This window comes from Raineya orbicola, from assembly GCF_002843425.1.
GTDB classification, from domain to species: Bacteria; Bacteroidota; Bacteroidia; order Cytophagales; family Thermonemataceae; genus Raineya; species Raineya orbicola.
Window position 1 is genome coordinate 40158 of the sequence record NZ_NKXO01000016.1, and the last position, 25372, is coordinate 65529.

General features: G+C 38.0%; 22 protein-coding genes, 1 pseudogene and 1 riboswitch. Of the genes and pseudogenes, 16 read left to right on the forward strand and 7 right to left on the reverse strand.

The window, feature by feature from the left end:
- The first annotated feature begins 51 nt into the window (after positions 1-51).
- The 4 genes from rfbB (at position 52) to gcvH (ending at position 3980) form a co-directional block, all read left to right on the forward strand.
- Entirely contained in the window at positions 52-1113 is a 1062-nt protein-coding gene (gene rfbB / locus Rain11_RS06175) for a dTDP-glucose 4,6-dehydratase (protein ID WP_207764428.1), read from the forward strand.
- 3 nt (positions 1114-1116) lie between these two features.
- Positions 1117-2574 (forward strand): ATP-binding protein, encoded by a 1458-nt coding sequence (locus tag Rain11_RS06180; protein ID WP_101358476.1) that lies wholly within the window; start codon positions 1117-1119, stop codon positions 2572-2574.
- Positions 2575-2638: 64 nt separating this feature from the next.
- Positions 2639-3589: a ribose-phosphate pyrophosphokinase gene (locus Rain11_RS06185; RefSeq protein ID WP_101358477.1), complete on the forward strand. Its 951-nt coding sequence runs from the start codon at positions 2639-2641 to the stop codon at positions 3587-3589.
- A gap of 10 nt (positions 3590-3599) precedes the next feature.
- Entirely contained in the window at positions 3600-3980 is a 381-nt protein-coding gene (gene gcvH / locus Rain11_RS06190) for a glycine cleavage system protein GcvH (protein WP_101358478.1), read from the forward strand.
- Positions 3981-4040: 60 nt separating this feature from the next.
- Here gcvH and Rain11_RS06195 read toward each other — a convergent pair whose 3' ends face one another.
- Both Rain11_RS06195 and Rain11_RS06200 read right to left on the reverse strand, forming a co-directional pair.
- A complete protein-coding gene (locus Rain11_RS06195; protein ID WP_101358479.1) occupies positions 4041-4736 on the reverse strand; it encodes a class I SAM-dependent methyltransferase in 696 nt (231 codons plus the stop codon).
- A gap of 138 nt (positions 4737-4874) precedes the next feature.
- A complete protein-coding gene (locus tag Rain11_RS06200) occupies positions 4875-7043 on the reverse strand; it encodes a TonB-dependent receptor (RefSeq protein WP_101358480.1) in 2169 nt (722 codons plus the stop codon).
- A gap of 56 nt (positions 7044-7099) precedes the next feature.
- Positions 7100-7196: riboswitch (TPP riboswitch) on the reverse strand.
- A gap of 110 nt (positions 7197-7306) precedes the next feature.
- Here Rain11_RS06200 and Rain11_RS06205 point away from each other — a divergent pair.
- The 4 genes from Rain11_RS06205 (at position 7307) to Rain11_RS06220 (ending at position 11020) form a co-directional block, all read left to right on the forward strand.
- Complete coding sequence (locus tag Rain11_RS06205) at positions 7307-7678, forward strand: hypothetical protein (RefSeq protein ID WP_101358481.1); 372 nt, start codon at positions 7307-7309, stop codon at positions 7676-7678.
- A gap of 185 nt (positions 7679-7863) precedes the next feature.
- Positions 7864-8232 carry a hypothetical protein gene (locus Rain11_RS06210; protein ID WP_101358482.1) on the forward strand — a complete coding sequence of 123 codons (369 nt, stop codon included), beginning with the start codon at positions 7864-7866 and terminating at the stop codon, positions 8230-8232.
- Between the two features lie 114 nt (positions 8233-8346).
- A complete protein-coding gene (locus Rain11_RS06215; RefSeq protein WP_101358483.1) occupies positions 8347-9813 on the forward strand; it encodes a hypothetical protein in 1467 nt (488 codons plus the stop codon).
- Positions 9814-10171: 358 nt separating this feature from the next.
- Positions 10172-11020 carry a DUF3592 domain-containing protein gene (locus Rain11_RS06220; RefSeq protein ID WP_101358484.1) on the forward strand — a complete coding sequence of 283 codons (849 nt, stop codon included), beginning with the start codon at positions 10172-10174 and terminating at the stop codon, positions 11018-11020.
- 119 nt (positions 11021-11139) lie between these two features.
- On the opposite strand, the gene Rain11_RS06225 is transcribed toward Rain11_RS06220, so the two are convergent.
- From Rain11_RS06225 to Rain11_RS06235, 3 genes are read right to left on the reverse strand one after another with little or no spacing between them, the layout of a single operon-like run.
- A complete protein-coding gene (locus Rain11_RS06225) occupies positions 11140-12012 on the reverse strand; it encodes an alpha/beta hydrolase family protein (protein WP_101358485.1) in 873 nt (290 codons plus the stop codon).
- Entirely contained in the window at positions 11978-12892 is a 915-nt protein-coding gene (gldA, locus tag Rain11_RS06230) for a gliding motility-associated ABC transporter ATP-binding subunit GldA (RefSeq protein ID WP_101358486.1), read from the reverse strand. Before gldA ends, Rain11_RS06225 begins: the two co-directional genes overlap by 35 nt.
- A 32-nt stretch (positions 12893-12924) precedes the next feature.
- Positions 12925-14304, reverse strand: coding sequence for a LutB/LldF family L-lactate oxidation iron-sulfur protein (locus Rain11_RS06235; protein ID WP_101358487.1), 1380 nt, complete (start codon positions 14302-14304; stop codon positions 12925-12927).
- 160 nt (positions 14305-14464) lie between these two features.
- Here Rain11_RS06235 and Rain11_RS06240 point away from each other — a divergent pair, with 160 nt between their 5' ends.
- The 5 genes and pseudogenes from Rain11_RS06240 to Rain11_RS14225 all read left to right on the forward strand — a co-directional run bounded on the left by Rain11_RS06240 (position 14465) and on the right by Rain11_RS14225 (position 19929).
- A complete protein-coding gene (locus Rain11_RS06240) occupies positions 14465-15160 on the forward strand; it encodes a YceI family protein (RefSeq protein WP_101358488.1) in 696 nt (231 codons plus the stop codon).
- 133 nt (positions 15161-15293) lie between these two features.
- The gene (locus Rain11_RS06245; protein WP_101358489.1) at positions 15294-15824 is read left to right on the forward strand and encodes a YceI family protein; all 531 of its coding nucleotides are present in this window, start codon (positions 15294-15296) and stop codon (positions 15822-15824) included.
- 6 nt (positions 15825-15830) lie between these two features.
- The gene (locus Rain11_RS06250; protein ID WP_101358490.1) at positions 15831-16283 is read left to right on the forward strand and encodes a MarR family winged helix-turn-helix transcriptional regulator; all 453 of its coding nucleotides are present in this window, start codon (positions 15831-15833) and stop codon (positions 16281-16283) included.
- A 200-nt stretch (positions 16284-16483) separates the two neighbouring features.
- A pseudogene (locus Rain11_RS06255) lies at positions 16484-16771 on the forward strand (tetratricopeptide repeat protein); the annotation flags it as partial.
- The gene (locus tag Rain11_RS14225) at positions 16765-19929 is read left to right on the forward strand and encodes a CHAT domain-containing tetratricopeptide repeat protein (protein ID WP_394341587.1); all 3165 of its coding nucleotides are present in this window, start codon (positions 16765-16767) and stop codon (positions 19927-19929) included. The pseudogene Rain11_RS06255 and the gene Rain11_RS14225, both read left to right, overlap by 7 nt.
- 29 nt (positions 19930-19958) lie before the next feature.
- Here Rain11_RS14225 and Rain11_RS06265 read toward each other — a convergent pair whose 3' ends face one another.
- Positions 19959-20597, reverse strand: a complete 639-nt coding sequence (locus Rain11_RS06265; protein ID WP_101358507.1) for an acetyltransferase — start codon at positions 20595-20597, stop codon at positions 19959-19961.
- Positions 20598-20717: 120 nt separating this feature from the next.
- On the opposite strand from Rain11_RS06265, the gene Rain11_RS06270 reads away from it, so the two are divergent.
- Together Rain11_RS06270 and Rain11_RS06275 are read left to right on the forward strand one after the other, a co-directional pair.
- The gene (locus tag Rain11_RS06270) at positions 20718-21938 is read left to right on the forward strand and encodes a DegT/DnrJ/EryC1/StrS family aminotransferase (RefSeq protein WP_101358493.1); all 1221 of its coding nucleotides are present in this window, start codon (positions 20718-20720) and stop codon (positions 21936-21938) included.
- Between the two features lie 23 nt (positions 21939-21961).
- The gene (locus Rain11_RS06275) at positions 21962-22168 is read left to right on the forward strand and encodes a hypothetical protein (RefSeq protein ID WP_101358494.1); all 207 of its coding nucleotides are present in this window, start codon (positions 21962-21964) and stop codon (positions 22166-22168) included.
- An 80-nt stretch (positions 22169-22248) separates the two neighbouring features.
- On the opposite strand, the gene purL is transcribed toward Rain11_RS06275, so the two are convergent.
- On the reverse strand, positions 22249-24489 hold the full coding sequence (gene purL / locus Rain11_RS06280; RefSeq protein WP_101358495.1) for a phosphoribosylformylglycinamidine synthase subunit PurL: 2241 nt from the start codon (positions 24487-24489) through the stop codon (positions 22249-22251).
- A 150-nt stretch (positions 24490-24639) separates the two neighbouring features.
- Between purL and ubiE the strand changes: the two genes are divergently transcribed.
- Positions 24640-25371 (forward strand): bifunctional demethylmenaquinone methyltransferase/2-methoxy-6-polyprenyl-1,4-benzoquinol methylase UbiE, encoded by a 732-nt coding sequence (gene ubiE / locus Rain11_RS06285; protein ID WP_101358496.1) that lies wholly within the window; start codon positions 24640-24642, stop codon positions 25369-25371.
- The last annotated feature ends 1 nt before the right edge of the window (position 25372 follow it).

Below are 25372 nucleotides of genomic sequence, written 5' to 3' on the forward strand. Positions count from 1 at the left end.
TTTGTTTTGTAAAAATAAACTTTTTGAGCCTAAAACCTTCAAAAACTTACTATGTCAGCAATAAAAATTCTCATTACGGGTGGTGCAGGCTTTATTGGTTCTCACGTAGTACGACTTTTTGTAAAGAAGTATCCCAACTATCACATTTACAACCTTGACTCCCTCACCTATGCAGGCAATTTGATGAATTTGCAAGATATTGAAAATGAACCTAATTACACTTTCATCAAAGGTGATATTTGTGATGTAGATTTTTTAGAAAAACTCTTTGCTCTACACGATTTCAAAGGGGTAATACATTTGGCGGCAGAGTCTCACGTGGATAGGTCTATACTCAATCCTATTCAGTTCGTAATGACTAACGTTATTGGCACGGTGAATTTGCTAAATGTTGCCAAAAACGCTTGGAAAGATAATTTAGAGGAACATATCTTTTACCACGTTTCTACCGATGAAGTGTATGGCTCACTGCACAACCCCGATGAATTCTTTACTGAAAAAACTCCTTATGACCCTAAATCGCCATATTCAGCCTCCAAAGCCAGTTCCGACCACTTCGTAAGAGCCTATCATAATACCTATAAAATTCCTATACTCATTTCCAACTGCTCAAACAACTACGGACCTAATCAATTTCCCGAAAAACTTATTCCTTTGTGTATCAATAACATAAAGCATTACAAGCCTCTGCCTATTTACGGGAAAGGTGAAAATATACGCGATTGGCTCTATGTCATTGACCACGCCCAAGCCATAGATTTGGTTTTCCATCAAGGTAAAATTGGCGAAACTTACAATATTGGAGGCTTCAACGAATGGAAAAATATTGATGTGGTGCGTCTGCTTTGCAAAATTATGGATAGAAAACTTGGCAGAGCCGAAGGTGAAAGCGAAAAGCTCATTACTTTCGTTACCGACCGTGCAGGACACGACCTCCGCTACGCTATTGATGCCTCTAAAATTATGAATGAGCTTGGCTGGAAACCTACTTTACAATTTGAAGAAGGCTTGGAAAAAACCGTAGATTGGTATTTGGCGAATGAAAAATGGTTACATCAAGTAACTTCGGGAGAGTATCAGAAATATTATACAGAGCAGTATGCTCACAGATAAATTATGCTTGAAAATTTACACTATTTATTACAAAATACATCCATCAACCCACAAAGTTTAGAAAGCCGCTTAAAACACCCCATTATACAAAAGGCTTATCCTAAACGTACCGCTTTTGTTTTACTGCAAAAATATGCAAAAGATTTTTTCACCCAAGGAACAGAACCTCGTATGATTAGCCTCGTAGGTCTGCGAGGAACAGGAAAAACTACGTTAATGTGGCAAATAGCTGACTTTATCTATAAACATCATTGTGCAAAGATTTTCTTTTTCAACATTAACATTCTCAGCAATTTAGGTATCAGTTTACTACAAGCCTTGCAAGAATTCCAGAAAAACATTCTTCAAAAGAGCTTTAACCAACTTTCAGAGCCTATTGTTTTTCTGTTTGATGAAGTTCAAGAAGATGAAAAATGGGCTTCAGCACTCAAAATTCTTTATGATGAAGCACGTACGGCTTTTATTCTTTGTACTGGTTCATCTGCTCTACTGCTTAAAAACACCGCCGATTTAGCCCGCAGAATGAAAATAGAAAAAATTTATCCATTCAAATTTATTGAATTTGTAACAGCTAAAACATTCTTACTCTCTTCTGAAACTATCCTGCCTGAAAAAAACTTAAGCCACAAACTGAAAGAAGCTCTTTTTTTCAGCAATTCGGCAACCGAATCCTATGAAAAATTGCAAAATGTTCAAACAAACATTTCAAATTATTTCCAAAAAATTCAGGAAAAAAAATGGGATTTGACTGAATTACAAGAAAATTACATTAACTATCAGAATATTCCAAGTTTTTTGATGTATAAAGAGCCATCAGCTATCACCGATGCTATCCTTGAAATGCTCAAAAGAGTGGTTTATGAGGATATTCCCAAATTAGAAGGGCTCGCTACAAATTTGCATAATTTTCACAATGCCGAAAAACTACTTTTACGATTAGCAGGTTCAGATGAAATAAATCCTGATAGTTTATCCAAAGCAATTGGAATTAAACAATTAGAAATCAATAACTTGCTAAACTTTTTAGCCAACGCCGAAATATTACATATCTTACCCCCATACGCAAGTTTTGAGGGCAGAATTCTCAAAAATCGTAAGGCATTTTTTATGTCTCCCTCTTTGCGTAGGGCTTTGCTAACTACCATTTACGGAGAAAATTTACCCAAACATTTCCAGAGTAAGCTTTTAGAGGATACCATTGTAATGTACTTGAAAAGAATTTTGCCAGAACTTATTATTTCTTTTCATTCAGCAAGCAAGGAAGCAAACCCCGACATAATCATAGAAACAAGAGAAAGCCCTATAATTTTAGAAATTGGTACTCATAAAAAAAATATCCAACAACTGATAAAAGTTCGTATAGATAGCCGATACAATTTGCTTGTTACAGATAATTTCAAAGAACCACAAATAAAAGCAAATACAATTTTAGTACCATTTAGTTGGTTTATGCTACTTTGAAAAAATTGTAACCTTTCTCCAAAGGTTTTTCCAAAAAGAATTGTAAGTTTGCAAAAAAATTTTTATGGCAAATCCAGCATTTGTAAAACTTTTTTCAGGCACAGCCTCACGCTATTTGGCTGAAAAAATTGCATTAGAATATGGTAAGGATTTAGGCGAAATAGCTATTCAAAGATTTAGTGATGGGGAAATCAGCCCCAGTTTCACTGAGTCGGTGCGTGGGTGTAATGTGTTTTTGATACAATCTACCTTCCCTCCTGCCGATAACCTAATGGAATTGCTCCTGATGATTGATGCGGCTCGGCGTGCTTCGGCTCAATATGTTACGGTAGTGATGCCTTACTTTGGCTATGCCCGCCAAGATAGAAAAGATAAACCTCGTGTAGCTATTGCTGCCAAATTGGTTGCTAATTTGCTTTCTGCCGCAGGTGCCGATAGGCTCATCACTTGCGATTTACACGCAGGACAAATTCAAGGTTTCTTTGACTTTCCTGTGGATCATCTTGACGGGCAAGTAGTGTTTGCCCCTTATCTGCAAAGTCTGAACTTACCCAAAATGGTTTTTGCCGCCCCTGATGTGGGAGGCGTGGGCAGAGCCAGAGCTTTTGCTACCATTTTTGCCGCTGATATGGTTGTATGTGATAAACACCGAAAACGTGCCAATGAAATCGCCGCTATGCAAATTATTGGTGATGTAGAAGGTGCTGATGTGGTGATTGTTGATGATATTATTGATACAGGCGGAACTATCACCAAAGCCGCTCAAATCATCAAAGAAAAAGGAGCAAGAAGTGTTAGAGCAGTTTGTACGCACCCTGTACTTTCAGGAAAAGCCTATGAAAATATTGAAAATTCGGTTTTGGAAGAAGTGATTGTTTCTGATACCATACCGCTAAAAAAACAATGCTCTAAAATCACGGTATTGAGTGTTGCTCCGCTTTTTGCCAAAGCTATTCGTAGCGTACACGAGTATGAGTCTATCAGTTCGCTGTTTATTGTTCCACAAAAAATATAAATGAAACCTTATGAATTTTCCAAGTAACCTCAAATACTCCAAAGAACACGAGTGGGTACGCCTTGAAGGTGAATTTGCCTACATAGGTATCAGCGACCACGCCCAAAAAGAATTGGGGGATATTGTGTATGTAGATATTACCAGCGTAGGGCAAACCTTAGAAGCCAATGCCGTTTTTGGCACTGTGGAAGCCGTAAAAACCGTTTCAGATCTTTTTATGCCCATAGGTGGTGAAATTTTAGAATTTAATGATACACTTTCGGGAAGTCCCGAACTGGTTAATTCAGACCCTTATGGCAAAGGTTGGATGATTAAAATCAAACCTACGAACCTTTCAGAAATGAATAATCTGATGGATGCCGATACCTACAAAGCTATGCTCGGCTTGTAATAAAAATTTACTCATCAACTCCCCAAATTTTTGGGGAGTTTTTTCTTAAAAATCAAGAACTTACTTTTTTCTTGCCACTACCACAAAATTTCCCGCATCGGCATTGCGAGCTTTCTGCGAGTGGGTTTTATCAAGTAAAAAAATTAAACCCTGCATCGGGATTGTAAGCAAAAAACGCAAAAACTTCGGTAGCTTAAACATTAACCCATCTTGTACCAATTGCATACCTATTGCACTTCTTCCCACAATGCCTCTAAATTCCAAAATCTCGAAACCTGCTTCTTCAATAATTTTACGCAAACCCATAGATGTCCAACGCCAAAAATCCGTAGGGTCGGGGTGAAACATCCAATAGCCGTGAGTAGTAAGTATCAGCAAGCCATTTTTCTCTAATATACGATGTGCCTCTTGTAAGTAAAAATTAGGATTAGGCACGTGTTCCAGAACTTGCGTAGAAAGCACTACTTGTATTTGATGGTCGCCTATATTTACCTTTCCATCAGAAAAAATATGAATATCGGCGTAGGGATTTTCAGGCAAATCAATACCGATGTATTTTTCACAAAAAGGCTCAAAAAGAATTTTGTAAGGCATATTCCCACAGCCAAAATCCGCTATTCTTGAAACTTTCTGTAAAGGCTTGAGATACACTGCTACAACACGCCTTATTTCCTGAGCCAACTTCCTTAAATAATAATAACGACTATGCCCAAATTTCGGCGAAAGTCGTATAATACCCGCCTCGCGTTGATACATATTTTGCTATTAGTTTATTTTTTCTGCAAAAGTATTGAAATTTTGCTTGAATGTCAGAAAGTTCCTATAAGTTACTCAAAAAAAAGCGACTACCTCGCCGTTGATGTAGTCGCTTTATGAAAAATTTTTGCTTTATGATTAGAATTTCAAACCTACATTAAGCAGAAAATTAGTTCCTGCTTGCGGGTAGTAATAGTTTTCCCACAATCTTTGCCCGCCTACAATGTAGCCAAAAGTATAACCATTAGGCTCATATTCCTCATTGAAAATGTTATTCACCAAAAGTCCTAATCGTAGCTCTTTCAAGCCTTTGAAGGTAGGAACTGTGTAAGCGAAGCGTACATCATTCACAAAAAAGGCATCAAGTTTGCGGTTTTCGTTTTGGGTGTTATCCAGATACTGCTTGCCCACGTATTTAGAAAGCAATCCTATTTCAAAAGCATTCCAAGGCTTAAAAGTAAGCTGTTGGGCGGCAATGATGCGAGGTGAAAAAGCCAAATCTACATTCTGGTAGGTAAAACTTACTTGTGTGCCATTATCGTAATCATCAACAAATTCCGTAAATTCAGGAATTTTATTTTGGCTCAATGTAAAGCTGGCTTGCCAAATCCATTTTTTAGAAAGTTCTACATTGCCTTCTAACTCTACCCCTATTCTACGGCTACGAGGCACGTTGGTACGTGTGTATGCTCCTACGTCATTTACCTTGCCTGTCAAAATCAGCTCATTCGTGTAATCCATTAAAAAGTTATTGATTTTGAGGTTAGCTCTGCTCCAAGTGATTTGGTAGCCAAGTTCTACATTGTTCAGACGCTCTGCTTTGGGACGGCTCGCAGGCGTAGATTCTACAAAATCATTGCGATTAGGCTCTCGGTGAGCAATGCCCCACAAAGCATAAATGCGATGTTTCTGCCAAGCATAATCAACTCCTGCTTTGGGGTTGAAAAAATGAAATTCAGCATCTTGTTGGGTGCTTTGCAGATTTTGGTCAAAGCCTAAAAAGTTGTAACCAATGTAACGATATTGCCCATCAACAAAAGCAGAAATTTTGCTGTTGTTGCCCAAGTTCCACTCATTGGCAATTTTTAAGAACTGATTAAAATCCACTTTAATAGCATCGTTATCATAGTAGCGATAGCGAATAGGAGCATTAGGGGCAAATTCAGCCCAAATGATTTCGCCAAAATGTTTGCCTTCGTATCTGTTCCAACCACCTCCTAAAATGAAATTCCAAGTTTTTTGCGTATAATCCAAAGAATAAACACCTCCGTAGAAATGATTATCCAGCCAACGGCGGCGAATAATATCGCTTTTCTCAATAGTTGTTGAACCTATTACCACATCGGGCAAGCCGTATTTGGAAAACTTATCCTTTTTCTTAAACTCCTCGTAATAACCAAAGCCTCTTACGTAAAAAAGCGAAACATTAGCTTTGAGGTTACTAGTAATTTGCTGGTCAAGTATGGCTTGATAGTGGTTTTGGTTGTAGTTATCCACCTGATTTTCGTAGTCATAGACGTTGAAACGCCTGTTTTCTTTCAATCTATCCTCAGGAACACCATTCCAAGCCTGATAGGTACGCTCTCTGCCTTGCAAAGTAACAAGCCGCAAAGTAGTATTTTTGCCATAATAGCCTCCTGAAAGATACACTCCCAAAAGGTCTGAAAAAGCCCTTTCAATAAAGCCATCAGATTTGATTTTAGAAAGACGAGCATCTACCACGAAGCCATTTTGCATTTTTCCCGTAGAAGCCTGCAAGGTATGTTTCCAAGTATTGAAACTGCCCCAAGAGTTGTTAAATTCAGCGAAGGGTTGGTCGGTGGGTTTATCAAAGGTTTGTATGTTCAGGCTTGCCCCGAAAGCTCCTGCCCCATTGGTAGAAGTGCCTACCCCTCTTTGCAAGGTAACCGAAGTAGCTGAAGAAGCCAAATCAGGCAAATCTACCCAAAATACACCTTGCGACTCGGCATCGTTGAGCGGAATGCCATTGATAGTAGTGTTGATGCGAGTTGGGTCAGAGCCTCGCACACGCATACTCGTATAACCCACCCCTGCTCCTGCATCGGAAGTAATCACTACCGAAGGCGTAAAATTGAGCAGAAATGGCATATCTTGCCCGTAATTACGCTTTTGCAGGTCTGTTTTTTTGAGCGTAGAGCGTGTAAGTTCTGTAATGTACGGAATACCCGTAACGGTTACAGCTTCAATTTCTTTTTCTTGAAGCAAAGTGTCGCGAGTGGCTTGTTGTGCAAAACCTAAGTAAGGCACAAGCAAGCCTGCTGAAAAGCAGACAATTGTAGATTTCATAAAAAATTGAAAAGTTAAATTGTGAAACAATAGGAGCTTCAAGGGGGTAGCTCCACCTGCTTCTTACCTTAACTCCCTGCGGCAGCATTATCTGCATCAGGTTCAAAGGGTATGTTCTCAGCCCGTTGTATTAAGGCACCCCTGTTTCGGAAATTTGCAAGGCAAAGGTAAAAAAAAAACTTTTTTTCTTGTTTTTTTTTTTTTTTTTTGTTATTTTGTATCGCAACGTTGCAGAGTATTTTTAAACTTAACCATTTATCATTATGAAATATCTTTTATTTTTCTGCTCGATTTTCTTTTTTTTCTCATTTTATTCAAATGGGCAAGAAGTATCTACCTTTTTTAGCCCTCCTCCACCAATAGAGTTACCAGATCCAGATAACCCTAATGATATTATTATTATGGGCAACTGGAAAGGAATTTCACCAGGTCCTAATGGTACTCTTATAGTAGAATGTGGAAGTGCTATAATGCACAAGTGTATGACTATTAAAAACAATGGAAAATATCAAGATTCAAATCCTACCTTGATAGTTTATGATGAAAATAAAAATATAGTCCTGCAAATTAAAATTTCTGATATTAAAGAGGAAATTCAAACTAGTTTTAGAAAGTTTTTTGTAAAAACAGAATAGTTATTTTTAGAAACTTTATTTGCAATTGTATTGTATACGATAAATTATTTCCCAAAAATTAACATATAACTTACAAAAAACGAAAAGAAAATTTTATAAAGACAGCCTCAAATATCTTTAAGAATTTTTATGTTTTTTATCAAAAAACACAAAGTAAGTTTTTTATTCGCTAAACTTAAACATTTATGAAAGAGTTATATTTGTCAATACTACTTGGAATAAGCATATTCCATTTTTCGCAAGCTCAAATGGCTATTGAACCTGCAGACGAACCTGGATTGGGCGGGAATGACGGAGTGGTTTTAGGTGATTTAATAAGTGTAAAACCTGGCAAAACTCCTGGTACATACATTATTACCTGCTCCAATAATCCTAAGAAAACTTGTTTTTCCTTTTATTCAAAATCTAGCAGTCAAGTTTCAAATAAAGATGAAAATCTCATCTGGCATATAGATATGTATAGCCCTGAAAATAACAACTTTATTTTTGGATACTTAGAATCCGCTGAGATTTATGTAAGAAAAGGGAAAGAAATAAAAAAAATTGATAAGTAACATATACTTCCTACTTGAAAAGAAGTTCTTTTCAAGTAGGAAATTGATTATCTAAAATTTTATTTCTAATCTAAAATTTCAAACTCTTTATGGTTTAACCATCAATATTTCTATATGGTTTCTCTTATAAGTTATTCAAAAAATGTTTACATATTATCATTATTATTTTTTCTCAAAACCTTTTATGCTTATACACAAAGCAATAAAAACTTCAGTGTTTATTTTGCTATCAGCTTAGAAGATTGTATAAATTGTATCCAACCTATCAAAGAGTTTAATAAAATTCCAAAAGACTTCTCTCCACAAATCGTAATGAAGGAAAATGACAAAAGAGTTGCGAAGTATTTTTTTCAAGAAAATATGAATTTTGAGCTACCCTTAGCCCATACAGTATTTTCAGACTCTCTCTATAATGCCTTACAAAAAAACTCAAATCGTTATGAGTCATACATTCACATCACTTGGAATGCAAAAGTTATTAAGTCAATAAAATTGAATAAATTTACACTACAAGAACTTCAACCGTATAAAGAAGTAAAAATTACACTTACTCGTTTACTTCCCCAAGAGATTTTACTTGGCAATTTTATTTCTGTTTCATTAAACCAAGATTTTATTTACTTATTTGATTATCAATTTGATAAATATTATATTCTTTCCAAAAACTCTAAAAAACTGTTAAAAGTTTTTACATCAAAAGATTTTGACAAGTTAGAAATTTACAAAAAAATATTCGGTGATACCACAAACTATCATGAATCTGTTGTTAAATATTCAAAAATATTGAGTCAGGTGAATAAACAAAATATTGATTTAGGATCTCATCACCGTTCTTTTGAAAGCAGGGATTTTATTGAACTAGGTTTATCATATGTAAAAATTCAAGATAGAAAATATCACATTTACAAAGAAATTGTCATTGCAGAATGGATTAAAGATAATACATTTAATGTCTACAGCCTTGAAAAATCTGATAAGCTACCTAGTAATTACATTATGTCTTTTAACTTACTAAGTTATGACAAAAAAACAAAAAAAATATTTGGAAGTATCCAAAATGTTCAACCAGATACAAGTACCAAGCTAATAGCGGAACTACATATAGATGAGAAAAATAAGAAAATCATTTTTCAAAAATTAAAACCTCTTAAATTTCCTAATTTTGTAAATACAAACACGGAATCATACAAATATATTTATGGTTATATTCATTACCCATTTTATTTTTTTATTTATGAAAATCTAATTGGTAATATCGAAACAGGTGAATTTTTTCAGCTATTAAGAAACCTTTATCCTAATAATTCTGATTTCTTTAATGGTAAAGATAGCTCTCTAAACTATTACGTTTACGATATCATTCCTATATCCCAAAACTTATTCCGTATTCTCTTAAAATATCAAGAAAAATACATAATAGTTGAACTAAACACTAAAACAAGGGAACATAAACTCGTTAAGGAAATTGGTATTCCGGCAGATAAAAACTATAGCCTTGTAATAAGCAGTTTTATATTCTCTTCACCTAACTGCATATGGGCTATTACACCTGATAACGAACTTATGGAAATTATATTCTAAACTTTTCAATCCTTTACTAAATTTCTTTCTTTGGTTGATTAGATTTTTAGTAAGCAATTTCAAAATCAATGAGAGGAAGTGTACTTTTTATCTCAAATATGGTTTTCCTCATACAAATCAAGGATTAGGCATTATTAAACATAATATTTTGAATTTCAAAAAATTTTTCTTATACTTGCAAGTAGATTTGTATTCAAAGTTTTTATGATGCAGATTTTTCTAAACAAGCGAGCCTAAAATATAATATTTGGCGTTCTTTCGGTATAAATTTACAATTAGGCTACAAAACCGAAGACTATCCATCTAGGCGGAGACCTATCAATGAAGGTTTATTAGGCTTTGTAGAGCTACATTATGTATGGCAATTATGTTCCACCGCACTCGTCATATTCCTTTACCTTTGCTTATCAGAATGTTTTTTGAAAGCAATTTTCTCTTGCTTTTCGGTTGGATATTTTTTACCTTTGGGAGTATCATTTTTTGTGTATTTGCTTCTATTTCCGATTTCAGCGATTTCGTTTTATCCAAAGATAGTCCCCGTACCCAAGCCATTATTTACAAAAAGGAATATGCCAACGCCCGTGAAAATAGAGTTTCTATTTATGCGTATCATTACAAATTTCAGGTAGAAGGACAAGAATACACAGGCATTTCCTACGGCTACTCTTCTGATTATCAAGTAGGTAATACTGCCACGGTAATTTACAAAAAAGGCAAACCTACTTACTCTCGCATTGAAAACTTGCGTCATAAGCAGTTTCAGCCATATTTCCTGCTTTTTATTGTTATTTTTCCACTCATTGGCGGGATAATACTTGCCATTGCTATTCCTAAGGTTTTTTCTAAAATTCGCATCTTACGCGAAGGTACAATGGGTGAGGCTACTTTTAGTGGAATGAAGCCTACTAACACCACCGTCAATAAGCAAAGGGTAATGAAAATGTCTTTTCATCTACAGAGTGGAGGAAAAACCTATACAATACACCACAACACTCATCAAACGCATAAGTTTTTTACCGATAAACCGCTGAAAGTATTGTTCTTACCCCACCAGCCTGAAAAAGCTCTGCTTATTAACTCTCTACCCGGTAGCCCTGAAATTTCAGAACAAGGGACTATTCTCACGCAATACGCTTTGTTTCCTGCTATTCTTTATTTACTTTTCCCTGCAACTTGCCTTTTTGCCTATTGGCTAGCTTTTTTCTGAAGTAAAAAGCTGTAATTAGCACAAAGTTCTACTTAACAAATACCACCCAAAAGTTGGGAGTGCTTTCGTGACGGTAGAGGAGTGAGCTGAAGCACAACCTGCCCACCAAATTCTTAATACTAATCGCTTTGTAAAAACTTGATAGTTTCATCAATTACCTCTTCGGTATGAATAGGGAGCAAGGCATCGGTGTAGGGCTCTTTTCCTCCAAAAGTATGGTCTGCATTTTCCAGTAATATCATTTCTGCATTTTTAGCCCAAGATGATAATTGGCGAGCATTATCCACCGAAACAGAAGTATCCGCTTTTCCGTGTATTACGAGGATAGGTACTTGAATTTTAGGTACTTGTTTTTCTAAATCGTAATGCAACCAGTTTTTTAGTAAATCTTCGTATACTTCTCTGTAAATAGGCATTTCTTGTTTGGTGCGGGCATTTTCAATATAAATTACCCCATTTTTTTCAATTTCGGCAATGCGTTCGGGGGTAAATAAAAATTTGGTGTTGGCAATAGATGCCCAAGTAACTACTTTCTTGATGCGATTATCTTCGGCGGCTTTCAACAGAGCCAAAGCTCCGCCCCTGCTGTGTCCGATGACAAACAATTTATCCAGCAATGTAATTCTTTTGAACAAATAATCTTCGGAAAAGAAATAATCCAAAACCGCCGTAATGTCGTCTAAATCTTTGGTATAAGTTTCTCTGCCGAAAGCATCTAAATCTACAAACTCTTTTTTATGGGTAGGCGTAGTGCCGTTGTGTGAAAGATTGATTTTAGCAAAAATAAAACCTCTTTGAGCAAACTGCTCGGCAATCAAATTGAAATGCCCCCAATCTTTGAAACCTTTGAAGCCGTGAATAAAAAGAACAAGTGGCTTGGGAATATCATCAAAAATAAGGCGAATATCCAAACCAATAGGACGAGGGTGTTTGTTGGAAGTAATTTGAATTTCTTGCTTAAATAGCGGTTCTTGTAAGTTCTCTGAATACATTTTCAATATTTTTTTCCTCTTGTTTGATTTCCAAGATTGTCCAATTTTGCATTTTAGCTAGTTGGAACAAATCGGCTCGCAAGTCTATATCGGCGGGTGTTCGGATTTCCCACAAATTGCCCGCAATATGCTGAATTTGCAAGATTTTTTCAAAGTTTTTCGCAATAATATTTTCGTCAATGCTTTCTGCAAATTCTACTTTTAAAATTCGCTCAGTTTGAAAAAGTTTGGTAATTTCACTCACAGGGGCATCCGCCACAATTTTTCCCAAATGAATAATCACCACTTTATCGCAAATCGCTTGCACTTCTTGCATAATATGCGTAGAAAGCAAAATAGTTTTTTCTTGGGCAATTTGCTTGATAAGATTGCGAATTTCAATGATTTGGTTAGGGTCTAAACCAGTGGTGGGTTCGTCAAGAATCATCACCGATGGGTTATGTATCAAAGCCTGTGCCAAACCTACTCTCTGGCGGTAGCCTTTGGAAAGCATTCCTACTTTCTTATGAGCCTCACGCTCCAAGCCACACATTTCTATTACTTCCTTGATACGATTTTCTAAACGGGCTACCTTGTAAATTTTACCCATAAAACCCAAATACTCACGTACATACATATCCAAATACAGCGGATTATGTTCGGGCAAATACCCCAAAGCTCTTTGAGCTTCTTTTGTGTGAGTTGTTATATCAAAACCTGCTACTTGCACAGTGCCTGAAGTCGCTTTTAAATAACCAGTGGCAATTTTCATAGTAGTTGATTTTCCCGCTCCATTCGGACCTAAAAAGCCCGTGATTTTACCACTTTCAGCCACAAAATTGATATTATCTACTGCTCTCTGCTTTCCGTATATTTTTGTAAGATTTTCAACGACTATCATCTTGAATAGATTTTAAGAAACTAAACCTCTAACTATATTTTCATTTTCTCCTCCCACTCTTTTGCAAAGGACTTATCAGCAATTTGGGGCATAGTACGATGCTTTCCCCAAGTTTTTCCGAAAAATTTTTTCAGCCATTTGTTTTTGATTTTAGCAGAAAAAAAGTCCATTATTTTTCGGCTTAGCATTGCTTTTTCCCAAAACTTGAACCCCAAACGCTCTAAAAAAGTAGTTTGCTTTTCTTCAACACTCTGCTTACGATTGAGCAAGAGCAAGTTATGAATAGGAATTTTTACAGGACATACCGAGCTACACGCCCCACAAAGCGAACTTGCAAAGCTCAAATGTTTGTATTCTTTCAGCTCTGCAAGGTGTGGCGTAATCACCGAGCCAATAGGACCGCTGTAAGTGGTGTTGTAGGTATGCCCACCAATGTTTTTATACACAGGGCAAGCATTCAGGCAAGCACCGCAACGAATGCAATTCAGAGCCTCTCGTTTTTCAGCATCGGCAAGCAGACGAGTTCTGCCATTATCCAGAAGTATCACGTACATTTCATCGGGTCCGTCTAATTCATCGGCTTGTCGCGGTCCGAAAAAAATAGAATTATACACCGTGATTTTTTGCCCCGTGCCGCTAGTGGCAAGTAAGTGCCAAAATAAATCCAAATGTTCCAGTTTGGGAATAACCTTTTCAATGCCTACAATCGCAATATGTACTTTTGGGAAAGTGGTTGCCATACGGGCATTTCCTTCATTTTCAGTAATTGCCACCGCTCCTACATCTGCAATCAGGAAATTGCCCCCTGTAATGCCAATTTCAGCCTCTAAATATTTTTCTCGCAAAATTCTGCGAGCTGTAAGCGTAAGTTCTTGGGCATCATCGGTAGGCTTGATACGCAATTTTTCAACAAAAATATCGGCTATGTCTTTTTTAGAAAGGTGCATCGCAGGCGTAACAATATGATAAGGTTTCTGCCCTGCCAATTGCACAATAAATTCTCCCAAATCTGTTTCTATGGGTTCAATAACTTTTTTTTCCAGAAACTCATTCAAATGAATTTCCTCCGTAGTCATTGATTTAGATTTTACTACGGACTTGGCTTTATATTTTTTGCAAATTTCTTCAATGCTTTTCAGTGCCGAGTTGGCATTTTCCGCCCAAATTACCTTACCACCACGCTTGGTAAAATGCTCCTCAAAATCCAAAAGCAATTCGCCTAAATGATTGATAGTTTCTGTTTTCAGATACGAAGCCCGCTCACGAGCCAAATCGTGATTATGGTACTGCTCCAAACCTTGCCGAACAGCATTATTGTATTTACCAATATTGTAATTGATGGTCTGTCGATGCTTCAAATCAAAAGATTTTTGTTCAGCATCTTGCAAGAACTTTTCTGCCGTAGGGTTCATTTTTTTGTACGCTTTCACAAAAATTTCACAAAGAAAGTAAAAATTTGTTTTGAATAGGAAAAAATTTAGATAAGATTTTCAAAAAATGTTGTAACATTAAAAGTTATTACATATATTTGCAAACAAATTTCATTTTTTAACATTAAAACCTCTTACAGCAATGAAAAGTTTAGAAATTCTTGGAATTTTCTTATCAGGGGCAATTCTTTTCGCTTCTTGCGAATCGGCTCCTAAAAGCGATGAAGCCAAAACAGGCGAAGCCCAAAAGGTAGATAGCACCAAAGCCGCTGAAGCTCAAACCTTGAAAGTAGATGTAGCTAATAGCGTGATTACTTGGGTTGGTACCAAACCCACAGGCAAGCATAACGGCACTTTTGCTCTTTCCGAAGGCTCTGTATCAGTAAAGGAAGGTAAAATCGTAGGGGGTAAATTTGTAATTGATGTGAAATCTTTGAAAGTTTTGGATATTCCTGAAACTGAAAAAGAAAATGCTAAACTTACAGGTCATCTCAAAAGCCCTGACTTTTTAGATGCCGAGAAATTCCCCACAGCTACTTTTGAAGTAGTTTCGGTAGAACCTTACAAAGCCGATACCACTCAAAAAGTAAGCGAAAAAGATAAAGAATACACATTGGAAAACCCTACTCACAGCATTACAGGTAACTTGACAATGAAAGGCGTTACCAAATCCATTACGTTCCCAGCGATAGTAAAATTGGAAGGCGGAAAAATGGAAGCCGAAGCCAAATTCAACATCAATCGCAAAGATTGGGGTATGGAGTGGGGTATTACAGATAAACTCATCAGCAACACGGTACATATGGGCTTTAAGATATCGGCAGGTGTAGCAAAATAAGTAAAAATTCAACCTCTGACTAAATTTGAAAAAATGTCAGAGGTTTTTTTCAGATTTAAGCCCATATTTTCTTGGAAAATTTTTCTTAAACATTTAGTTTGCGAAAAGATTCTCAAGAAAAATTATCAAGCCTATGGAGTATATTTGGAAATTAGACCCTTTACATTCCAATCTGACTTTTGCTGTACCTCATATGGTAATTGCAGAAGTAGTTGGCTTTATGCAAGATTTTGATGTTACTATTCGCACCACACACCTAGATTTTTCTGATGCCAAAATAGTAGCGGAAATCAAAGCAAACTCGCTTTATACCAACAATACTCAACGCGACCAGCATCTTGTTTCACCTGATTTTTTAGATGCTGAAAAATTTCCTATCATACGATTTATCAGTATTGATTTTAAGAAAGTTGCTGATAGGAAATTTCAAGTTACAGGAAATCTCACTATCAAAGGAAAAACATTACCTGTGATTTTAGAAGCTGAATATACAGGGCAAGCCCGCGACCCTTGGGGCAATGTAAAAGCAGGTTTCAAAGCGAAAACACTTATTCGCCGTACTTCTTTCGGCTTAACCTGGAACCAACTTTTAGATAATGGTGCTTGGCTGGTAGGCAATGAGATTAAGCTAAATTTTCAAGGAGAGTTTATCAGAAGTAACTAAGAATGTATGAAAACCATAGAGGAAGCTATCCAAAGCCGTTTTCGGAACGAAAAGCATAAGGCTTTGGTCAATATTCTTTATACAGCCAAATTTATTGAAAACAAAGTACAAACACACATCAAGCCGTATAAAATCACTATGCAGCAATACAACATTTTGCGTATTGTCAGGGGGGCGGGCGGAAAGCCCGTTTCTTTGAAATACATCAAAGAACGTATGCTTGATAAAATGCCCGATGCCTCTCGGATTGTAGATAAACTCTACAAAAAAGGCTTACTCAAACGCAAAGAATGCCCCAATGACCGCCGCAGCGTAGATATTACCATTACCAACAAAGGTTTAGAATTGCTTGAAACAATGGACAAACAAGCCCAAGAATTAGATGATATTTGCCAAAATCTAAGCGATACACAACTGCAAGAATTAAACTATTTGCTCAACTTCTTGCGAAATGAATAGTTGAGTTTTACTCATTTTTATTTCGCTTGAAGCCTTTGAAATCAAAATCAAATTTTTCAGGCGTGCCTTCTATCAAGACATTTGCCAAACGCTTTCTTTGGCGTGTTAAAGCAACTTTATCTCGCAAAAAAATCCTCCAATCTTTTGAAAAACAAACTGAAATCACTTATATTTGCTTGTATAGGCAAAATATTGATTTTATGCAAACTCGTGTTTTTTTACTTGTTTTTTGCATAGCCTTAGCAGGGAGCTATGTGTCTTTTGCCCAAAGCTGGGGAGAGTTAAATAAGCAAGGAGTGAAGCTACTTAATGAAGATAAGTACTCAGAAGCAAAACCTATTTTAGAAAAAGCCCTCAAACAAGCTGAAACAGAATTCGGCAAAGAACACCCCGATTATGCCACTGCTTGCAATAATTTGGCAGGGGTGTACGAAAACCAAGGTCGCTATGCCGAGGCTGAAAACCTCTACAAAGAAGCTCAATCTATTTATGCCAAAAACTCGGCAAAGAACACCCCGACTATGCCAACTCTTGCAATAATTTGGCGGCGTTATACAAAGACCAAGGTCGTTATGCCGAGGCTGAAAAACTATTCAAAGAAGCCTTAGCCATTCGTGCCAAAACCCTCAGCAAAGAACACCCCGATTATGCCCAATCTTGCCATAATTTGGCATCGTTATACAAAGACCAAGGTCGCTATGCCGAGGCCGAAACCCTCTACAAAGAAGCTCACTCTATTTATGCCAAAACCCTCGGAAAAGAACACCCCGATTATGCTAACTCTTGCAATAGTTTGGCTTTGTTATACCATTATCAAGGTCGCTATGCCGAGGCCGAACCCCTCTACAAAGAAGCTCACTCTATTTTTGTCAAAACCCTTGGCAAAGAACACCCCCTTTATGCCCTAGCTTGCAATAATTTGGCAGGGGTGTACGAAAACCAAGGTCGCTATGCCGATGCCGAAACCCTCTACAAAGAAGCTCACTTTATTTATGCCAAAACCCTCGGAAAAGAACACCCACTTTATGCCCAATCTTGCAATAATTTGGCGGCGTTATATCAAGACCAAGGTCGCTATGCCGAGGCCGAAAACCTAATCAAAGAAGCCTTAACCATTCGTGCCAAAACCCTCGGAAAAGAACACCCCGATTATGCCCAATCTTGCAGTAATTTGGCAGGGGTGTACGAAAACCAAGGTCGCTATGCCGAGGCTGAAAACCTCTACAAAGAAGCTCAATCTATTTATGCCAAAACCCTCGGAAAAGAACACCCCAATTATGCCTTATCTTGCAATAATTTGGCAGCGTTATACAAAGACCAAGGTCGCTATGCCGAGGCTGAAAACCTCTACAAAGAAGCTCAATCTATTTATGCCAAAACCCTCGGAAAAGAACACCCCAATTATGCCTTATCTTGCAATAATTTGGCAGCGTTATACAAAGACCAAGGTCGCTATGCCGAGGCTGAAAACCTCTACAAAGAAGCTCAATCTATTTATGCCAAAACCCTCGGAAAAGAACACCCCAATTATGCCTTATCTTGCAATAATTTGGCAGCGTTATACAAAGACCAAGGTCACTATGCCGAGGCTGAAAACCTATTCAAAGAATCCTTAGCCATTCGTGCCAAAACACTCGGAAAAGAACACCCCGATTATGCCCTAGCTTGCAATAATTTGGCAGCATTATACAAAGACCAAGGCCGCTATGCTGAGGCTGAAAAACTATTCAAAGATGCCCAATCTATTTATGCCAAAACCCTCGGAAAAGAACACCCCAATTATGCCTTATCTTGCAATAATTTGGCAGTGTTGTTTAGAGCTCAAAGTCGCTATGCCGAGGCTGAAAGCCTATTCAAAGAAGCTCAATCTATTTTTGCCAAAACTCTCGGTAAAGAACACCCCGATTATGCCACTGCTTGCAATAATTTGGCAGGGTTATACCAAGACCAAGGTCGTTATGCCGAGGCTGAAAAACTATTCAAAGAAGCCTCCCAAACCCTAATTCACAACATTCAACGCAACTTCGTAGGGCTTTCTGAAAAAGAAAAAGAACAATACCTTGCTACTTTGAAATATCATTTTGAGATTTATCATTCCTTTGCCCTTAAAGCCCAAAAACCTGAACTCTCGGCTTGGCTACTGGAAAACAATCTTTTCACCAAAGGGCTTCTGTTTTTTTCTACCCAACAACTCCGCAGAACCGCCGAAAAATCCCAAAATCCAAAACTTCAAGCTACCTACCACGAGTGGATTAACCAACGCCGCCAACTTGCCAAAGCCTACGAAATGACACAAGAGAAACGTAAAGAACAAAACATCAGCCTCGAAAACCTTGAAAAACAAGCCAACGAACTGGAAAAACAACTCTCCCTGCTCCTTGCCCAAGAAGGGTATAGCTTTCAGCTCAGCCCTACCCAACACTCGTGGCAAGAAATCAAACAAAAACTTAAATCTGATGAAGCTATTGTAGAAATAAGCAGGTTCAGGTATCACGATAAAAAATGGACCGATAGCGTGCTGTATATGGCTTTGGTAGTAAAGAAAAATAGCCCCTACCCCGAAATGGTTCTCCTGCCCAATGGAAAAGATTTAGAAACAGGTGAAATTGCTTTCTACCGAAATCATATCCGTTTCCGCAAGCAAGATAAAGCCTCCTATGGTGTATTTTTTGAGCCTATTGCTCAAAAATTGAAAGGCATTCGGAAAATCTATTTCAGTGCCGATGGTGTCTATCATCAAATCAATCTTGCTACTCTCTACAATCCCAAGACCCAAAAATACTTAGACGAGGAATTAAGCATTCAACTTATCAGCACAGCTCGCGATTTTATTGAGCTAAACACAAATAAAAAACTTCAAAAACAACTCAAAGAATACCGCCTGTACCTTTTCGGATACCCTGATTTTGCAAACAAACCCGCTTCCCAACAACCCAGCGAAAACAGAGCAGTGATTGATGTGGCTCTTGTCAGCAGAATTGATAAAAAACAACGCTTTTTTGACGAGCTTTCAGGAACGGTAACCTACCTGCCCGGCACCAAAAAAGAAGTAGAAGGCATTGCAAGCATTGCCAAGCAGGCTAAAATAGAAAACAATGTTTTTTTAGAAAAACAAGCAAGCGAAGAAAATCTGAAAAAAATCAGCTCTGCAAACATTCTACACATTGCCACGCACGGCTTTTTCATTGAAACCCAAGAGGACAATAAAAACAAAGAAGCCAAATTTGATAATCCGCTCTTGCGAGCAGGCTTGCTCCTATCAGGTGCAGAGCTATCACTCAATAAAAAAGAAACAGGTAGCACGGAAAATGGCATACTCACTGCCCAAGAAGCTTTGGGCTTAGACCTACAAAGAACAGATTTGGTAGTTCTTTCGGCTTGCGAAACAGGCTTGGGCGAGGTGAAAAGTGGTGAGGGTGTCTTTGGCTTGCAAAGAGCCTTGCAAGAAGCAGGGGCAAAAAGCGTAATAATGAGCCTTTGGAAAGTAGATGATAACGCCACCCAAGAGTTTATGAACCTATTTTACAAAAATATGCTCCTCAAAAAGCAAGATAAACGCACTGCTTTCCAAAATGCTCAAAACAAAATGAAACGCAAATACTCCGCACCTTACTACTGGGGTGCTTTCGTAATGGTGGGCGAGTGAGGAAATTTTTTATTTTTACTCCCAAAAATTCACACTTTCACCTTTTGAGCGGGGTTACCGAATAGAGTTTCCCCCGCTTCAACATTTTGCACTACTACCGAACCTGCTCCTATCCGAGCATTTTTTCCTACTTTCACCCCTGAAACAATCGTAGCTCCAGCTCCTACAAAAACTCCCTCTTCTATGGTTACGTTATCGCCTACAATGCTACCTGTTCCTATTTGGACAAAATCGGCAATTTGGGCATTGTAGTCAAGGATTGCCCCCGCACGGATAATGTTGTGGTTTCCTATTTTTACGCCTGCATTCAGTATGGCTTTGGCATCAATAAGGTTGCCGTGTCCCATAGCCAAATGGCTGGAAAGAAAAGCCTCTGCGTGAATAGCGTTGGTGGGCATTACTTTTCGCCGCTCAATAAGCATTTCTACGAGTTTCTTGCGAAGTTTATTGTCGTCAGTGGCTACAAAAGCTTCGCATTTTTTGCCGATAAGTTTCAAAAAGCCATCATCATCAGTACTTCCGAGTACGCTCACAAAGTTGATTTCAGTGCCGTGCAGTTTTTCATCATCATCAAGAAAACAATACACATCTATTTTGTGGCTCTGAAAAATTTCCAAAGCAACTATGCCTAAGTTTTTTGCTCCTAAAATAATTACGGGATTATCCATAGCTTTCAGCTGATAATTTGAGTGCAAAAGTAGGAAATTTCAATTTTTGCCAAAAAAATATTTTCAAAACTCATCAAAAAGCCTTTTATTTGCATTTGAATTCACCAAAAAAGTAAATGTATGCCCGGAACCGAATTATTTGGAGCAGAAGAACGCAAAGAAATCAATGATGTTTTAGAAACAGGGATTTTGTTTCGTTACAATCACGATAACCTACGCAACGGACACTGGAAAGCAAAAGAATTTGAAGCCGAAATTGCAAAATTCACAGGTGCTAAATATGCTCACTGCGTTTCAAGTGGCTCTACTGCGGTAGCTACCGCTATGGCGGCTTGTGGCATTGGAGCAGGCGATGAAGTGATTGTACCACCTTTCACGTATGTAGCTACTATTGAAGGAGCTTTGTTGGGAGGAGCTTTGCCTGTATTCGCCGAAATAGATGAAACCCTTTGTCTTTCTCCCGAAGGTATTCGCAAAGCTATTACGCCCAAAACAAAAGCCGTAATCGTAGTGCATATGTGTGGAAGTATGGCTAAAATTGAGGAAATCGTACAAATTTGCAAAGAACACAATCTGTTGCTCATTGAAGATACTGCCCAAGCTCTTGGAGCAAGCTATAAAGGCAAAGCCGCAGGTACTTTCGGCGAAATGGGCTGTTTTTCTTTTGATTTTTTCAAAATTATTACTTGTGGCGAAGGCGGAGCTGTTATCACGAATGATGAAAATTTATATCATTTAGCCGAGCAATTTTCCGACCACGGACACGACCACATCGGCGATAATCGTGGAATGGAAAAACACCCTATTGTAGGCTTCAACTATCGTATTGGTGAAATCAATGCCGCAATTGGTTTGGCTCAAATTCGGAAAATCAACTATATTTTAAGCCAACAACGCAAACACAAAAAAGCCTTACAAGAAACACTTGCTAAATTTGACGTGGTGAGCTTCCGCCATATCCCTGACCCACAAGGCGATGCCGCTACTTTTATGGATTTCTTTTTGCCTGACGAAGCAACTACTCGCAAAGTTTTGCAAGCCCTTCGCGAGGAAGGGGTAGGCGAACTAACAGGCATTCAATATTGGTGGGATAACCAGTATCATTACATACGCAACTGGGAACACGTAAGAGGTCTGAAAACCCCAATGAAAACCGTGGCTCATCTTTTAGGCACACCACAAGATTATGAAAATTTGGACATTCCCAAATCAAATGATTTAATTAGCCGTCTGATTTCCCTTGTGGTAAAAGTTGCTTGGACAGAGGAGCAGTTACAAACCCTTTGCAGTCGTATTGAAAAAGCTATGCAGAAAGCACTTGCTCAAAGTAAAGTAGGATAGTTTTTTACCAAAACTTGGTATGTATGAAACAATTATTTGCTTGCTTCCTTTTAGGGCTAACATTGATTGCTTGTGATAGAAAAAACACAACTCAACAGCAGCAGCAAGTCAAAGAGAGCAAAACAGATACTATGCAAAAGACAAACCTTGCCAAGTCTGATTCAGTTTCAGTAAGCAATAATGAAGAAGAACCCAAAAAAACCTCTGAAACTATTGAAGAAGAGCCTTGATATAAAAAGCCTTGTATTGACTGCAAGGCTTTTCTTTTTGGCTTAAATCATAAACACCACTCTCTTAAATTTTGAATTATTTAATGATTCATTTTTTTACCCAAGCTATCTTCATAAATACGTCTTGCCTCTTTAGCAGAAAGCACTTTTTTGCCATCAATTTCAAAATCGCCTATGGTTACTCTGCCTAAAAAAGTGTAAGGAATTCCCCTCTTTTCTAAAAATTTTTCAAACTTCATTGTCTCACGAGCTTTTCCACCCACCGAAACTATAGCTCTACCTTGACTTTCACCGAAAAGAAAAGCATCTTTTCTATAAAGAGGATTGGTAGCAATGCTAAAACCGAAATTTCTGGGTAAAGCCGATTCCACAAGTGCCACCCACAAACCACCATCAGAAACATCGTGAGCAGAACGAATAAGTCTATTGCGAATAAGCCCTTTGATAAGTTCCTGTAATTGATACTCTTCCTCCAAACTAAATTCAGGAGCAGGCGAACCTTTTACACCCAAATACGAATACAAATACTCCGAAGAAGAAATACAATTTTTACTATATCCCAAAAGGTAAATCCAATCGCCTTCCTCTTTGAAGTCCAAAGTAGTTTGCCAACTTCTGTTCTCTAAAATTCCAAGCATTCCGATAGTAGGTGTAGGGAAAACGGGTATTTCTTTGCCGTCTATGTTGGACTGATTGTAAAAACTTACATTTCCTCCTGTTACGGGCGTATCAAACTTACGACAAGCCTTTCCCATACCCTTGATAGCTCCTACAAATTGCCAATATACTTCGGGGTTGTACGGATTGCCAAAATTTAAGCAGTTTGTAATAGCCACAGGTTCGCCTCCACTGCATACAATATTTCTTGCCGCTTCGGCAACGGCAATCATTGTGCCAATTTCGGGGTCAGCTTGTACGTAACGAGAGTTACAATCCACAGTTATCGCAATAGATTTATTCGTACCTTTTACCATTACCACCGCCGCATCAGAGGGAGCATTAGTACTTTGGTTAGCAGTTCCTACCATTGAGTCATACTGCTCATATACCCATTTTTTAGAGCAAATGTTAGGATGGGAGAGTAAGAATTTAGCAATTTTAGGAATATCTTTATCTGTAACATCAGGAACATTATTGATATTAAATTTATGATATTCAGCATAGTAAGCAGGCTCTTTGTACTCACGTACATACACAGGGGCTCCCCCCCCTAAAACCAAACTAATAGCAGGAATTTTAGCAACCGTATCGCCTAAAATCATAAATCGCAATATTCCTGTATCAGTTACTTCACCAATCTGACTGCAATTCAAATCCCATTTTTCAAAAATAGCCTCAATTTCTTTTTCTCTGCCTTTCTCCACAACCATTAGCATACGCTCCTGCGATTCGGAGATAAGAATTTCAAAGGGTTGCATATTTTCTTGCCGCAAAGGCACTTTATCCAAATGAATATCCATACCTACGCCCCCTTTGGCACTCATTTCTGAAGTAGAACAGATAATACCCGCCGCACCCATATCTTGCACGCCCACCACGTAACCTGTGGCAATAGCCTCCAAAGTGGCTTCTAAAAGCAGTTTTTCTTGGAAAGGGTCTCCTACTTGCACTGCGGGCAAATCTTTAATGCTTTCGCCTGTAATATCTTTGGAGGCAAAAGCCGCCCCTCCTACTCCGTCTTTACCTGTCGCCGAACCTACGATATACACGGGGTTGCCCACACCTTTGGCTATGGCTCGGGCAATTTTATCTGTTTTCACTACCCCTGCCGAAAAAGCATTGACAAGCGGATTGATAGTAAAAGATTCATCAAAAAAAACTTCCCCCCCTACGGTAGGCACACCAAAAGCATTACCATAATCGCCAATGCCTTTTACAACCCCTTTGAGCAAAAAACGCACCCGCTCATTATCCAGATTACCAAAGCGAAGAGAATTGAGCTGAGCGATAGGTCTTGCTCCCATTGTAAAAATATCACGATTGATACCCCCAACCCCTGTTGCCGCTCCTTGATAAGGCTCAATAGCTGAAGGGTGATTATGCGATTCAATCTTGAAACTGATAGCGTATCCATCGCCAATATCTACCAAACCTGCGTTCTCTTCACCTGCTTTGGCAAGCATACGAGGCGAATCTTTGGGCAAAGTTTTGAGCCAAACAATGGAATTTTTGTAAGAGCAATGCTCCGACCACATTGCCGAATAACAACATAACTCCGTAAAATTAGGCTTTCTGCCAAGAATTTCAACGATTTTATGATATTCTTCCTCTAAAAGTCCGAGTTTGAGGGCGGTTTCCAGTAAATCGGGACGAGTTGCCATTGAAAATTTTTTTTAGATTTGTGAAAAAACCTTTTCAAGGCTCAAATTTCTAAAAAATTTTGAAGCCTGCAAATAATTACCGAAACTTGTAAGATTTTTCCACAGAACAAAGAGGCTATAACTTTTGTTTGCTTCCAAACAATAAAGATAATGGAAACGATAATTCCCTACAAATCAAGTCAGAAAAATAAAAAAGAGCAAGTTGCTGAAATGTTTGATAAAATTTCGCCTACATACGATTTGCTCAATAGAGTTTTAAGCGGTGGCATTGATAAAAGTTGGCGAAAAAAAGCCCTCACTATGCTCCAAAGCAGTCAGCCACAAACTATTTTAGATGTTGCCACGGGTACAGCAGATTTAGCAATTTTGGCACAAAAAATGCTTAACCCTCAAAAGATTGTAGGCATTGATATTTCCGAAGGTATGCTTGCTTTGGGTAGAGAAAAAATTCAAAAACTCGGCTTGCAAGATAAAATTACCCTCCAAACCGCTGATTCAGAAAATTTGCCTTTTGCTGAAAGCAGTTTTGATGCCGTAATGGTTTCGTTTGGAGTGCGAAATTTTGCAAATTTAGAGCAAGGGCTTTCAGAAATTTACCGAGTAACCAAACCACAGGGCAAAGTAATGATTTTAGAATTTTCTAAACCTTCGGCTTTCCCTGTTAAGCAATTGTATCAGTTTTATTCAAAAACCTTTTTACCTTGGCTCGGAAAGCTCATTTCCAAAGATAAAGCCGCCTACGAGTATTTACCTGCTTCGGTGGAAGTCTTTCCCGAAGGGAAAAATTTTGTAGAAATATTAGAAAAAATTGGCTTCAAAAACGTAACTTGCAAACCGCTTACTTTTGGAATTTGCTCAATATACATAGGTGAGAAAAGTTAAA